The organism is Shouchella xiaoxiensis (assembly GCF_016907895.1).
In the GTDB taxonomy this organism is placed as follows: Bacteria; Bacillota; Bacilli; order Bacillales; family Bacillaceae_D; genus Shouchella; species Shouchella xiaoxiensis.
Genome location: NZ_JAFBCV010000004.1, coordinates 114086 through 127650 on the forward strand (window position 1 = coordinate 114086; position 13565 = coordinate 127650).

Consider the following 13565-nt stretch of genomic DNA (forward strand, 5'->3'; position numbering starts at 1 on the left):
TTTGAAATTCTGGTTTTAAGATAGTAAACTCGGGTAAAGTAAGTGAAGAGGGGGTATGATGAGTGGAGGAATTGTTGTACATAAGTGCGTTAATTGTTGCAGTTGCTGTTGGACTTTTGGTTATCTATATTATTAAGACGCTCAAATCTACATCAAAAGCTCTAGAGCAGACCACAGCTACTGTTGACGCGCTAAAGAAACAAATTGATGGCATAACGGCTGAGTCTAAGTTATTACTCGAGAAATCGAATGCCTTAGCAGATGATATCCAACGCAAATCAGATGCAGTTGATGTCGTGTTTGAGTCTGCGAAAGATTTAGGTCATTCTATGAAGTCGTTTAACCAATCGGTTCGCGTGGTATCTACTAAAGTAAGTGACCAAACAAGTCGAAATGCTGAGACAGTTTCTCAAGCCGTTCAATGGGGCCAGGCTGTTTTAGATTTCTATACAAAGTACAAGCAACGTAAACAGCAATTGGAAAGAAAAACAACTGAGGAGGAATTGTAAATGGGTGACATGAATACGAAAGATTTTTTAATTGGGACATTAATTGGTGGTATTGTAGGTGCAACAACAGCTCTATTTTTAGCACCTAAATCTGGGAAAGAATTACGTAGCGATATAAGTGAACAAGCGCATCTTGCAAAAGAAAAAACAGCACAAATTACGAATGACGTTTATGAAAAAGGAAACGAATGGGTGGATATTGCAAAAGAAAAATCCACGAGTATTGCCAAAAACGTTTCAGAACAATCTCAACAAGTAGTTGATAAAGTGAAAGATTTGAGTACATCAGCAAAGCAAGAAGCAGAAGACCAAATGATTGAAGCAAAAAGCCTAGCTAAAGATTTAAAAGAGGATGCGAAAGAAGCTGGGAAAAACATTGCTGAAACAGTTAAAAATGAAGTAGATGATGCTGAAAAGAAAGCAAAAGCTGCTGCCAAAAAATAAAGTAGGAAAACAGTGGGAAACCACTGTTTTTTTAATAGGTTTACTTTACCACATAAAAGCGTTTAAGTAATAAAGAAAAGTTCGTGACATTTTAAATGGACTCAGATATAATAAACAAAAGCTTTATTTAGAGTAGATAGGAAGGAAAGGTGAGGAGAGAAATGAGTAATAAACAGCTTGATGAATTACGAGATCAGTTAGACAAGGTAAATCTTTCACTTTTAGAACAAATTAATGAGCGTGCTCGTTTAGTTAAAGAAATTGGGGAGCTAAAGCGCGAGCAAGGAATTGCTCGATTTGACCCTGTGCGTGAAAGAAGTATGCTTGATTTAATTGCTACAAATAACCAAGGGCCATTTGAGACCGCAACCCTTCAGCATTTATTTAAGCAAATTTTTAAAGCAAGCCTTGAATTACAAGAAGAAGACAATAGTAAAGCGCTGCTCGTTTCACGTAAGAAGCAGCCAGAAAATACAACGGTAGCGTTAAAAAATGAAGTGATTGGTGATGGTCAACAACGATTTGTGTTTGGTCCTTGCTCGGTTGAAAGCTACGAACAAGTGTTGACCGTTGCAAAAGCGATGAAAAAACGAGGGCAACATATTTTAAGAGGAGGAGCATTTAAGCCTCGAACATCTCCTTATGATTTCCAAGGACTTGGCCTTGAAGGGCTTAAGATTTTGAAGAGAGTTGGGGATGAACTGAATATGTCTGTCATAAGTGAAATCGTCACACCTGCAGACATTGAAGTTGCTTTGGAGTATGTTGATGTTATTCAAATTGGAGCACGCAATATGCAAAACTTTGAATTGCTAAAAGAAGCCGGATCAGTTAATAAGCCGGTACTTTTAAAAAGAGGTCTTTCAGCAACAATTGAAGAATTTATCCATGCAGCGGAATATGTGGTTTCTAAAGGGAACGATCAATTAATTCTATGTGAACGTGGCATTCGAACTTATGAGAAAGCAACACGCAATACATTGGATATCTCGGCAGTCCCAATCCTTAAACAAGAGACACACTTACCTGTTATGGTAGATGTTACGCATTCAACTGGTCGAAGAGACTTGTTGCTGCCGACTGCAAAAGCAGCATTAGCAATAGGTGCAGATGCCGTGATGGCAGAGGTACATCCTGATCCAGCTGTCGCATTATCGGATTCTGCTCAGCAAATGAACATTGAAGAATTTCATGCATTTCTTGATGCATTAGAAGAATCTGGTCTATACAAACAACCAGTTAAACACTCATAAAAAAAGAAGCTCTTAGTTGAGCTTCTTTTCTGTTTAGAAATGAATGAAAGCGGGCACATTAGTAATGTATACTGTTCTACTAGCTGGCAGAAACTGTTTTTCATTTATGAAAATATATGAAACATGATTCATATTTATTGCAGAAGAACCTTGTCTATCGTATGATTGAGTAGATTAAGTGAATGAAAAACAGAATAAACAAGATGCATTAATACACAATTAACTGCACTCTATTTATAAATGTGAGGAGGAGCTGTGACTTTTAATTAATGAGCAGCGATTTAAAATGAATACAACTATTTATGATGTAGCACGCGAAGCTGGTGTTTCAATGGCAACTGTATCGCGAGTGGTGAACGGCAACCCGAATGTGAAGCCAACTACTAGAAAAAAAGTATTAGAGGCAATTGAGCGTTTAGGTTATCGGCCAAACGCAGTAGCAAGAGGGCTTGCGAGTAAACGAACAACAACGGTTGGTGTGATTATACCGGATATTTCTAGTATCTTCTTTTCCGAATTAGCTCGAGGAATAGAAGATATTGCGACAATGTACAAATACAATATCATTCTTTGTAATTCAGATCAGAACAAGGATAAAGAAATTCATTTGATTAATACGTTATTGGAAAAACAAGTTGACGGGATTGTCTATATGGGTGGAGAAATTACGGACGAGCATGTTGAACAATTTAAGCGCTCTCCAGTTCCGATTGTTCTCGCTGCAACATTAGATGGGGAGCGTAGTTTCCCTTCTGTAAATATTGACTATACACAAGCAGCAGAAGATGCCATTCAATTTTTAATTGACAAAGGGCATACGCAAATAGGGATGTTAAGTGGTTCTTTAGAGGATCCAATTAATGGGTATCAAAAATTTGCAGGGTACCGTCAAGCACTTGAGAAAAACAACATTGAGTTTAATGAAGATCTAGTTGTTATAGGCGATTATACGTATGATTCTGGTATGGAAGCGATGGGAACATTCCAAGAAATTCAAAACAAACCAACAGCAATTTTTGCGTCAAATGATGAAATGGCTCTTGGCGTCATTCATGGGGTCCAAGATTTAGGTCTATCTGTACCAGGAGATTATGAAGTTGTTGGTTTTGACAACACGCGTTTAGCGACGATGGTTCGTCCTACATTAACAACTGTGGTACAGCCTTTGTATGACATCGGCGCAGTTTCAATGCGGTTATTAACAAAGTTAATGAATAAAGAAGAAGTGACAGAACAAATGGTAACATTACCACACCGAATTGAAGACCGTGGTTCAACCAAATAATGAAAACAGCTTCGAGTACAAACGTCCCCCTGTCTATTTAACAGGAGGAAGTTTGTACTAACCGAGGCTGTTTTTTCTTTCTGTGCGAATATGGTAGAGGGCTTTATCAACGGTCAGCTTATTTTTTGCCGTAATTTCTGCTTTTCTTGGAACTTCAGGGAAGGGGTGATCAAGCCAACTTTCTGGAAGAACTTCGTCCGTTTGTTTTCCCCAATGCGTTAACCATTCGTGGGGAATTGGATCGTTGGCTAAATTTAATTGATTCGTCATTTCAAGCCAAATAAATGACCACGCCCGTGGTACTACTTTCCATCTATCGTATCCTCCACCGCCAACGGCAATCCATTTTCCTTCGCAGTATTCATGAGCTAATTGATGAGCAAGCTTAGGAATTTCTTTAAAGACTTTAGAAGAGACTCGCAAATGAGATAAAGGGTCGTAGAAGTGAGCATCTACGCCATTCTGAGTTAAAATAACATCTGGTTTAAAAAATTCGATAACTTCACGAAAGGATTGTTCATATGCCTCTAGAAAAGAATCATCTTCGGTAAAAGCGTCTAGAGGAACGTTAATTGAGTAGCCGTAGCCTTTTCCGGATCCTTTTTCCGTTACATGACCTGTACCTGGGAATAGATACCGACCTGTTTCATGGATACTAAGTGTACACACGTCAGGATCTTCGTAAAAAGACCACTGGACACCGTCTCCATGGTGAGCATCTGTATCCACGTAAAGAACTTTGACGCCGTATGTTCTCCTCATGTATTCAATTGCAATAGATGAATCATTGTAGATACAAAACCCTGATGCACGTCCTCTAAATCCGTGATGGAGACCTCCACCCAGATGAAAGGCATGGTCAAAACCATCCTTAAGCACCGCATCACATGCAGCGATCGTACCGCCTACTAAATAAGAAGCAGCTTCATGCATATGCGAAAACGCAGGTGTGTCTTCTGTGGCGAGACCATGTGCCTGTGCCCTGGCTTCTGACAGTTGACCTTGACCTCCTAATTGAACTGCTTCAATAAACTGAGGATCGTGTATAAGTTCAAGCGTAGCTTTAGAAACCATTTGAGGCTGAATAATGGTTTGATTGGTTAAAGCACCAATTTCATGTAACAAGGAGTACGTAAGTTCAAGACGCAGTGGGTGAAAAGGATGTGTGTCATGAAACAAATAAGGGTATTCGGTTTTTCCGTATATCAATGCCGCTTGGTTTTCTGTCATAACATTCCTCCGAAATCTGGAAGCGCTGGTCCATAAACCTCATAGCCTTTTTCCTCAAGGGCCGAGATGACGCGCCTCGGATCAATCGTCTGAACACGGAATGAAAGCATATGAAAGCCTAATTTTTCACTGGGATAGGCAACTGCACTAACGATATTTACTTTTTCAGCTTTAAAAACGGCAGATACATCAGCGAGCATACCTGTCTGGTTTTTAACACACACTTCAACAACTGATGTAGGTCTGTCTGCGCCAAGCAGTTTGGTTAAACTATATAGCATGTCTGATTCAGTAACAATACCAACTAATTTGCCGTTTGTCGTAATAGGAAGACAACCAATACGATTCTGAAAAAATAATCGTGCACTCTCTTGTACATCATCTTCTTGGTGGCCAGTGAGAACTGGAACACTCATGATAGATGAAATCGGTTTCATGAATAACGTCTCATCTGTCTTAGGTACTAAAATAGATGGACGGATGTCTCGAATATCACGGTCAGATACGATACCAACAACGTGGTGTGCGGCATTAACAATGGGGATATGGCGTATCGACTGTCTTTCCATTAACTGAATAGCTTCTAATATGGACGCTGTTTCATCTAAAAAATACACATGAGCATGCATAATGGTTTTTAATTTCATGGCAACTATGCTCTGTTATCATGACAGAACATATACCTCCTTCCTTACTGTTAATACATAAATCGATTAACAAATCTTAATTGATCAAAAGCTTCAACGGACTCCTGGTCAATATTCTTACCAATGCGTGCCATTAAACAGTTGGCAGGATGAGAGCTTATTTCTGGATCGTCTGTTGCAAACCAGGTCAACCCTCCAGCATTCATCATCTTCTCCATCACTTTGCGATATTCCCAAACGTCTAATCCACTGCCTTTCAAATCCCAATGCCAATAGTATTCAGTTGTAATAATAATATAATTTTCCATCGCTTCATCAAGCATGGACAAGCGAATTAGTTCTTTTCCTAATCCTTTTGCCCGATATGCAGGAGCAATCTCAATTGCACCTAATTCAATTAGATTCTCCATCTTTCCTTCAGACCATCTTTCTAATGGGTCCGGGTAAACAAACGTTACATAACCAACAATACAGTCCTTGTCTCTAATTACATTAATCCGACCTTCAGGCAGTCCAGCAATTTCAACCAATGCTTCTTTCTGAGCTTGTACGGGTCGAAAAGACGTGAGGTTAGGGTGAAGAGTATAATTGGCAATAACTTCAGGTTGTAATGGTCCTTCTAAAAATAGTTCTTTGTTATCAAAATGAAAGAGTTCTTGAAAAAAAGTTTTTGGATGCTCCATAGCTTCACCTCAATTTGACAATCTTCTCTTTCATTATACATGGTCTAAAAAAAAATCAAAGGAATTCGTAAGGACGATCTTTTATTCCAGAAAAACCCTTACACAGAATATGTAATCTAATGAAAAAAATTTGACGATTGGAAGAGGATTCGTTTGAAATTTCGACTAGCGTTGTATATAATGAACTAAATTAGAGAGGGAGAGGTGTGAAGCTATTATGAAAGCGCTTCCTGCAAAAGAAGGTAAACACAATCTTACAAACTATGAAGAGGCAGTTGAACAATTCGATTGGAATTCAATTGAGAAAGAATTATCCTGGTTTAAAACAGGAAAAATAAATATGGCTTACGAAGCAATAGATCGCCATGCAGAAAATGGAAAGGCGAATCAAGTTGCGCTCTACTATAGTGATGCGCGCCGTGATGAGTCATACACGTACCAAGAAATGAAAGAGTATTCGAATAAAGCAGCAAATGTATTAAAAGATATTGGTGTGACAAAAGGCGATCGTGTTTTCATTTTCATGCCGCGCTCTCCAGAGCTTTATTTTGTTCTACTTGGTGCTATTAAACTAGGTGCTATTGTTGGACCGTTGTTTGAAGCATTTATGGAAGGTGCTGTACGGGATCGATTAGAAGATAGTGGAGCTAAAGTGTTGGTAACAACGCCTTCACTATTAGAGCGCGTGCCGTTCTCAGATTTACCAGAGCTTAAAAAAGTTCTACTTGATGATAAAAGTTATAATGATCAAGATTCATTTTTGCAATTAAATAGCCGTTTAGATGACGCTTCCTCTGAGCTTGATTCAATTGAATGGGTTGATAAAGAGGATGGCTTAATTTTACATTACACATCTGGCTCAACTGGCAAACCAAAAGGTGTACTCCATGTTCATGAAGCAATGGTTCAACATTACCATACGGCTAAAGTTGTCTTAGATTTAAAAGACGATGATATTTATTGGTGCACGGCTGATCCAGGCTGGGTGACGGGAACCTCATATGGCGTATTTGGTCCGTGGTTAGCAGGGGTAACAAATGTCGTCCGTGGTGGAAGGTTCTCACCAACTGATTGGTATGAAACGATTCAACGCTATGATGTAACAGTGTGGTACAGTGCTCCGACTGCTTTCCGGATGCTGATGAGTGCTGGTGACGAGCTTGTGAAGAAATACGATTTGTCCTCCTTGCGTCATGTATTAAGCGTTGGTGAGCCATTAAACCCTGAAGTTGTTCGATGGGGCGTTCAAGTATTTGACCAGCGAATTCACGATACATGGTGGATGACGGAGACGGGAGCGCAAATGATTTGCAACTACCCTGCGATGGAGATTAGACCAGGCTCAATGGGTAAACCAATACCTGGTGTACAAGCAGCGATTGTTGATGATAAAGGTAATGAATTACCGCCAAACCGAATGGGCAATTTAGCGATCAAAGAAGGTTGGCCGTCAATGATGCGGGCAGTCTGGAATAACGAAGCGAAATATAAAACCTACTTCGAATTAAATGGCTGGTACATCTCAGGAGATTCTGCCTATATGGATGAAGATGGCTACTTCTGGTTCCAAGGAAGAATTGACGATGTCATCATGACTGCAGGTGAGCGAGTTGGTCCATTTGAAGTAGAAAGCAAATTAGTAGAGCACCCAGCCGTAGCAGAAGCGGGTGTAATTGGCAAACCAGATCCAGTACGTGGGGAAATAATAAAAGCGTTTATTGCCTTACGTGAAGGTTATGAAGTATCGGACGATCTGAAAGAAGAAATCCGTCAATTTGTGAAAAACGGCTTAGCAGCTCATGCGGCTCCAAGAGAAATGGAATTTCGCTCTTCTTTGCCAAAAACAAGAAGTGGGAAAATCATGCGCCGTGTGCTTAAGGCTTGGGAACTTGATTTACCAACAGGTGATTTATCAACAATGGAAGATTAAGCTAAAAAAAAGGAACAGCGCCTTGGCACTGTTCCTTTTTACTGTAGTTCTTTATTCTTCTGCGTCTTCTTCTGAATCAGCTTCACTATCTTCTTCGTTTTCTTCTTGTTGATCTTCAACGACAGCTTCTTCATCCTCTGTCGATTCTTCGTTTTCTTCTGTTGATGAGTCGTCCTCTTGCTGGTCTGATTCTTGTTGCTCAGGTTCCTCTTCATCAGTCGTGTCTTCTTGTTGTTGTTCTTCGGCTTCTGCTTCTTCTTGTCGGCGTCTTTCTTCTGCCTCTTGATTGCGTAGATCTTCAAGCAATTGATCCATCGTACGCTTAAATTCAGCTTGGAATGGCGCTAAACCATCAATCTTACTTAGCATATCGTTCGCATACAAATCAGTCGTGACAAGATTTTCCGCTTCACAGAAACGATTCGATGAACCGCCGGTCAATCCACAGACGCGACGTTCTGATAAGCCACTTGGACGTACAAACCGTTGTCCTTCCGCTGTCATTAGTGACGGGTTGACGGAATGAGCAGCGTTAGCAAGGTTTGCCCAGATGGTCTGGGTGCGGGCGCTTAGGCCTACTCCGTTTACTTCTGATGGGAGGCTTATTTCGGTTGGACCTGAGTAGCCATACCATACACCAAATGAAACATCGGGGTTAGCAGCAATAAACCATGAATCCCATTGCCTTTGAGAAGTTCCCGTTTTAGCGGCCCAATCGGCATTAAAGTTTAACATACTTTGCACTCGAGCTGCGTTTCCACCGCCGTAAATGACATCGCGCATCATATCAAGTACAAGATAGTTGGTTTGCGGGCTTACAAAGAAATGTTCTACTTGCTCGTGTTCGTATAAAATTTCGCCTGTATAGGTTTCAATTTTTTCGATCATATAAGGGTCTGGTCGACTGCCATCGTTACCGAAAGCTGTATATGCACTAGCCATTTGTTCGACTGTTGCTCCACCACCACCAATCGCAGCGGCTTCAACTGCTTGCATACCATTTAATCCTGAGGCGTCAATTAAGTGGTTCTTAAGGGTATCTGGTACATTCCACCAAGCGCGAACCGCTGGAACGTTACGAGACCTTTTAATTGATTCGCGCACCGTTAAATTGCCATCATGTTGCTCATCCCAGTTTCTTATCGGATCTCCATTACTCTCATATGTTTCAGGCGTATCAGGTATCACGAGTCCTGGCTGAGTTACACCGGCTTCAATTGCGCCAGCAAATGGTAGGATTGGCTTAATTGTTGAGCCAGGTGAGCGGTAGCGTGTTGTGTGATTTAACTGATTATCCAAGTCTTCTTGGCGCCCACCAACAAAGCTTAAAATTGCCCCCGTATGATTATCAATCATAACCGCACCAATTTCTTCTCTATGTGTTTCATTTACTCCTGGATCATCTAAAAACAAGTGATTAAGTTCACCGGCACGTTCGTTCATTGCCGTATAGAGTTCTTGATCAATCGTTGTGGAGATTTTGTAACCGCCGTTTTCGATCCGCTCTCTAACTTGTGTACGAATGGCTTGTCTTTCAATATCTTTTGCATTTGTACTTAATTGATCCCAGCCTTCATAGTCCTTAATTGCTTCTTCAACAAGAATATCCGTTGAACGCTCTAAAATTTCAGTAGTTAAGCGCGGGTTACGGGACATAGGGTCAGGGGCATTTTCGGTAAAGTCAGCCACCAAATCATATTCAAGGGCTTCACTATACTCTTCTTGTGTAATATAGTCTTTTTCAAGCATGCGATTCAAGACTGTACGGTAACGATTAAATCCTGGACGTAAGCCATCTTCATCCTTTAATTCAGCACTCGCATGAAAAGGCGTGTAGCCAAAGGGACTTTGCGGCATACCTGCTAAATAAGCAGATTGAGGCAGGTTAAGATCTTTGGCTGGAACACCAAACACTCCCTGGGCTGCCGATTCAATTCCTTCAACATTCCTTCCTGATGCGTTTCTGCCAAATGGGACAACGTTTAAATAAGCTTCTAAAATTTCATCTTTCGACATAAACTGTTCGAGACGCATCGCAAGCATGATCTCTGTCGCTTTGCGGTCAAATGAAACTTCATTAGACAAAATTTGTTGTTTAATTAATTGTTGCGTTAATGTACTACCGCCTGTTTGAACCGAGGCATTTGACAGCTCCTGCATGGTAGCTCTAAGAAGGGCTTTTGGCACAATTCCCTCATGTTCATAGAAATGTTCATCTTCTGTTGCAATAATGGCGTGCTTTACGTCATCTGCAATTTCATCAAGATTAATTAAATCTCGCTCAACGTCACTGCGGATTTTTCCTAAATAGACATCATTGGCCAAATAGATTTCGCTTGTTTCAGTTAATGAACCGACATGCATTCTCATATCCTCTTCAGAATAGGAAGGTTCATCGTAAACAAGTGAAGCGAAGTAACCGGCCGCTGCTCCTCCCGCAAACATAATTGAAATAAGACCTATAATAAATGTAACGAGCAATAAATTCCATAATACTTGGTAAGTGATTCCTATTTTTCGGAAGAACTGCTTCTCTGAAAGCTTTTCAATAAAGTCATTCCACTTGTTCTTCCAAGTTGAAAGAAACTGCTTCATGTTTTCCCCCCTATTAGAAAGAGTATACCATAAATAGCCATAAGCGCATATGCGTTCTATTGACAGGTTAGAATAGTTGTGATAAAACTAAAAGCAACTTGAATAGGAATAAGCGCTGAAGAGTCGAAGTATGAATATGTGGCTGATTCTAGAGAGCTAGCGGTTGGTGAAAGCTAGTACAGAACATAATTCAGAATTACAGCTTGGAGCTTTCTTTGTTGATCAAAGACGGGAAATCCGTTATCAAATGAGTGGAAGGCTTGCCTTCAACAAGGGTGGTACCGCGACGAACGTTCGTCCCTTTTTAGGGAGGGGCTTTTTTTGTGTTTATTTTTAAAGGAGGAAGAAAATATGAGTAATAAGAATGAAGCAGTGTTAACGCAAGAGCAGCAGGTAAAAGTAAATGAACAAGTAGAAGCGTTAATGCGCGGTGTTGTTGAAGTTGTGCCCGAGGAAGCATTTCGAAAAAAGATTGAGAAGAGTGTTCTTACAGGTAAGCCACTTAATATAAAACTGGGGATGGACCCCTCAGCGCCTGACGTTCATATTGGTCATACAGTTGTTTTGCAAAAGCTACGTCAATTTCAAGAGTTTGGCCACCATATCCAATTGTTAATTGGTGATTTTACAGGAAAAATTGGCGACCCAACAGGAAAATCAGAAACGCGTAAAGTTTTAACGGATGAACAAGTTAAGCTTAACGCTCAGACTTATGTTGAGCAATACGGGAAAGTTTTGGATATGGACAAAACGGAAATTCTTTATAATTCCCATTGGCTTGGTGAGCTGAAATTTGAAGACGTATTAAAACTGGCTGGACAAATGACGGTTGCAAGAATGCTGGAGAGAGAAGACTTTAACAAGCGCTATAAAACAGGCCAACCAATCTCTGTTCATGAATTTTTCTACCCGCTTATGCAAGGCTATGATTCTGTAGCAATGGATACGGATATTGAAGTGGGTGGAACTGACCAAACATTTAACTTGTTGATGGGCCGTCAACTACAAGATGCTTATGGAAAAGAAAAGCAAGCGATGCTGACGCTTCCACTCATTGAAGGATTAGATGGCGTGCGAAAAATGTCTAAGTCCCTTAATAATTATATTGGAATTGACGAGTCTCCAAATGAAATGTTCGGAAAATCGATGTCTATACCAGATGAGTTGATGATGAAATACTATAAACTGGCAACGGATATTCCAATGGAAGAGCTGGAAATGCTCGAACAAGGTCTTGCTGCCGGAACCGTTCACCCAAGAGATGCAAAAATGAAATTGGGCTATAAATTCGTTGAAATGTACCACGGTGTGGCACAAGCAGATGAAGCAAAAGCCTATTTTGAAACGGTTTTTCAAAAACGCTCATTACCAGATGATATGCCTGTTGTTAAGTGGTCAGGCGATAGCGACGTTTCATTAATTGATTTACTAGTTGAGTTGAACATGCAAGCTACCAAAGGAGAAGCAAGACGGATGATTCAAGGTGGCGGTGTTAAGATCAATGAAGTAAAGCAAGAGGATATAAAAGCAGTTGTTACAATTGAAGATGGAATGATTCTGCAAGTTGGTAAGCGTAAATTCACAAAGCTTACGATTTAAGAAGAAGGGGCTCAAGGAGCTCCTTCTTTTTTTGCATAAAAAAAACCAGCTATATAGCTGGTTTTGATAATCGTTATTAACGAGAGTACCACTCAACGATTAGGGCTTCTGTAATTTCAGCAGGAAGCTCTGAACGCTCTGGGAAACGTGAGTACGTTCCTTCAAGCTTTTCTTCATCAAATGTTACATATCCTGGTGTAAAATCGTTCACTTCAAGTGATTCTTTTACAGCAGTTAGATTACGTGAACGCTCACGTAAGCTGATTGCTTGACCAGGTTTAACGCGGTAAGATGCGATGTCAACGCGTGATCCGTCAACAAGAACGTGACCGTGGTTAACAAGTTGGCGAGCTGCACGACGTGTGCGCGCAAGACCTAGACGGTAAACAAGGTTATCAAGACGTGACTCAAGAAGAATCATGAAGTTTTCACCGTGGATACCTGACATTTTGCCAGCATCATTAAAAATACGAACGAATTGACGCTCATTTACTCCGTACATGTGACGAAGCTTTTGCTTTTCTTGAAGCTGAAGCGCGTATTCTGAAAGTTTTTTGCGTTGGTTTGGACCGTGTTGACCTGGAGCGTAAGGACGCTTCGCAAGTTCTTTACCAGTGCCGCTTAGTGAAACACCAAGGCGACGAGATAATTTCCAAGATGGACCTGTATAACGAGACATAAGTAGTCTCCTCCTTGTTATTTTGATGTTGCAAAATAACAACCTGCTTAACAATCTCTGAATTAAGTTATTCCATTTTCATGTACCATCGCTTCGACAGCTAGAAGTTACGCGATACACCTCAGGAATCAGCCGCTTGAGGAATAGAATAAGCCGTAAAACAGTTTGTTGGGGCTGTCACTCACACCGAACAATCATAACGGAACTCGTTTAAATTGTCAACCTATTTTACTAGGAAGGGAGCAATTGTTTGAACAAATTCTTCTAGATAAAACTGATCTTCGTTCGAGAAACGATTTTTTACTGGACTATCGATGTCTAGTACAGCAATTACGTCGTCTTCTTTACGGACAGGTATAACAATTTCTGAGTTAGAAGCAGCATCACATGCGATATGACCAGGAAATGCGTGAACATCCGCAATACGCATTGTTTTATTTTCTAAAACAGCTGTTCCACATACTCCTTTGCCAAGAGGAATGCGTGTGCACGCTGGTAATCCCTGAAAGGGACCTAAAACCAATTCTCCGTTTTTAAAGAAATAAAAACCGACCCAATTTACCTCTGATAGGAATTGAGAAAGAAGGGAACTAGCATTTGCATAGTTTGCCAAGCCATCCGGTTCATCCTCTAATAGAGCAACGGCTTGCTTAATCAGCATTTCATAAGCGGCTTTTTTATCGCTCGGGTAGACATTTTTGCTAAACACGA

The 13565-nt window shown here is 40.5% G+C and carries 12 protein-coding genes and 1 other annotated feature; of the genes, 6 read left to right on the forward strand and 6 right to left on the reverse strand.

What is annotated here, in order from left to right:
- Positions 1-62: 62 nt before the first annotated feature.
- The 4 genes from JOC54_RS08115 (at position 63) to ccpA (ending at position 3491) form a co-directional block, all read left to right on the forward strand.
- A complete protein-coding gene (locus JOC54_RS08115) occupies positions 63-509 on the forward strand; it encodes a DUF948 domain-containing protein (RefSeq protein ID WP_035421912.1) in 447 nt (148 codons plus the stop codon).
- Complete coding sequence (locus tag JOC54_RS08120; RefSeq protein WP_035421911.1) at positions 510-953, forward strand: YtxH domain-containing protein; 444 nt, start codon at positions 510-512, stop codon at positions 951-953.
- 161 nt (positions 954-1114) lie between these two features.
- Positions 1115-2206 (forward strand): bifunctional 3-deoxy-7-phosphoheptulonate synthase/chorismate mutase, encoded by a 1092-nt coding sequence (locus JOC54_RS08125; protein ID WP_204465609.1) that lies wholly within the window; start codon positions 1115-1117, stop codon positions 2204-2206.
- Positions 2207-2492: 286 nt separating this feature from the next.
- Positions 2493-3491 carry a catabolite control protein A gene (gene ccpA, locus JOC54_RS08130; RefSeq protein WP_035440243.1) on the forward strand — a complete coding sequence of 333 codons (999 nt, stop codon included), beginning with the start codon at positions 2493-2495 and terminating at the stop codon, positions 3489-3491.
- A gap of 57 nt (positions 3492-3548) precedes the next feature.
- Here ccpA and JOC54_RS08135 read toward each other — a convergent pair whose 3' ends face one another.
- From JOC54_RS08135 to JOC54_RS08145, 3 genes are read right to left on the reverse strand one after another with little or no spacing between them, the layout of a single operon-like run.
- Positions 3549-4721 carry an acetoin utilization protein AcuC gene (locus JOC54_RS08135; RefSeq protein ID WP_204465610.1) on the reverse strand — a complete coding sequence of 391 codons (1173 nt, stop codon included), beginning with the start codon at positions 4719-4721 and terminating at the stop codon, positions 3549-3551.
- Positions 4718-5368 (reverse strand): acetoin utilization AcuB family protein, encoded by a 651-nt coding sequence (locus JOC54_RS08140; RefSeq protein ID WP_035421910.1) that lies wholly within the window; start codon positions 5366-5368, stop codon positions 4718-4720. Before JOC54_RS08140 ends, JOC54_RS08135 begins: the two co-directional genes overlap by 4 nt.
- Positions 5369-5418: 50 nt before the next feature.
- Positions 5419-6051 carry a GNAT family N-acetyltransferase gene (locus JOC54_RS08145; protein WP_204465611.1) on the reverse strand — a complete coding sequence of 211 codons (633 nt, stop codon included), beginning with the start codon at positions 6049-6051 and terminating at the stop codon, positions 5419-5421.
- 217 nt (positions 6052-6268) lie between these two features.
- Between JOC54_RS08145 and acsA the strand changes: the two genes are divergently transcribed.
- Positions 6269-7981: an acetate--CoA ligase gene (gene acsA, locus JOC54_RS08150; RefSeq protein ID WP_204465612.1), complete on the forward strand. Its 1713-nt coding sequence runs from the start codon at positions 6269-6271 to the stop codon at positions 7979-7981.
- Between the two features lie 51 nt (positions 7982-8032).
- Here acsA and JOC54_RS08155 read toward each other — a convergent pair whose 3' ends face one another.
- The gene (locus JOC54_RS08155; protein ID WP_204465613.1) at positions 8033-10576 is read right to left on the reverse strand and encodes a transglycosylase domain-containing protein; all 2544 of its coding nucleotides are present in this window, start codon (positions 10574-10576) and stop codon (positions 8033-8035) included.
- A 106-nt stretch (positions 10577-10682) separates the two neighbouring features.
- Positions 10683-10881 (forward strand) — a binding site (T-box leader).
- Between the two features lie 46 nt (positions 10882-10927).
- Between JOC54_RS08155 and tyrS the strand changes: the two genes are divergently transcribed.
- Positions 10928-12175, forward strand: a complete 1248-nt coding sequence (gene tyrS, locus JOC54_RS08160; protein WP_204465614.1) for a tyrosine--tRNA ligase — start codon at positions 10928-10930, stop codon at positions 12173-12175.
- A 76-nt stretch (positions 12176-12251) separates the two neighbouring features.
- On the opposite strand, the gene rpsD is transcribed toward tyrS, so the two are convergent.
- Together rpsD and JOC54_RS08170 are read right to left on the reverse strand one after the other, a co-directional pair.
- Complete coding sequence (rpsD, locus tag JOC54_RS08165; protein WP_035421906.1) at positions 12252-12854, reverse strand: 30S ribosomal protein S4; 603 nt, start codon at positions 12852-12854, stop codon at positions 12252-12254.
- A 223-nt stretch (positions 12855-13077) separates the two neighbouring features.
- Positions 13078-13563, reverse strand: coding sequence for a GAF domain-containing protein (locus JOC54_RS08170; protein ID WP_437183522.1), 486 nt, complete (start codon positions 13561-13563; stop codon positions 13078-13080).
- Between the last annotated feature and the right edge of the window lie 2 nt (positions 13564-13565).

Coding starts and splice junctions, on each gene's coding strand:
- ccpA (WP_035440243.1), top strand. CDS start 2,493: ATGAATACAACTATTTATGATGTAGCACGCGAAGCTGGTGTTTCAATG.
- rpsD (WP_035421906.1), bottom strand. CDS start 12,854: ATGTCTCGTTATACAGGTCCATCTTGGAAATTATCTCGTCGCCTTGGT.
- JOC54_RS08155 (WP_204465613.1), bottom strand. CDS start 10,576: ATGAAGCAGTTTCTTTCAACTTGGAAGAACAAGTGGAATGACTTTATT.
- JOC54_RS08140 (WP_035421910.1), bottom strand. CDS start 5,368: ATGAAATTAAAAACCATTATGCATGCTCATGTGTATTTTTTAGATGAA.
- JOC54_RS08135 (WP_204465610.1), bottom strand. CDS start 4,721: ATGACAGAAAACCAAGCGGCATTGATATACGGAAAAACCGAATACCCT.
- JOC54_RS08120 (WP_035421911.1), top strand. CDS start 510: ATGGGTGACATGAATACGAAAGATTTTTTAATTGGGACATTAATTGGT.
- JOC54_RS08125 (WP_204465609.1), top strand. CDS start 1,115: ATGAGTAATAAACAGCTTGATGAATTACGAGATCAGTTAGACAAGGTA.
- acsA (WP_204465612.1), top strand. CDS start 6,269: ATGAAAGCGCTTCCTGCAAAAGAAGGTAAACACAATCTTACAAACTAT.
- tyrS (WP_204465614.1), top strand. CDS start 10,928: ATGAGTAATAAGAATGAAGCAGTGTTAACGCAAGAGCAGCAGGTAAAA.
- JOC54_RS08145 (WP_204465611.1), bottom strand. CDS start 6,051: ATGGAGCATCCAAAAACTTTTTTTCAAGAACTCTTTCATTTTGATAAC.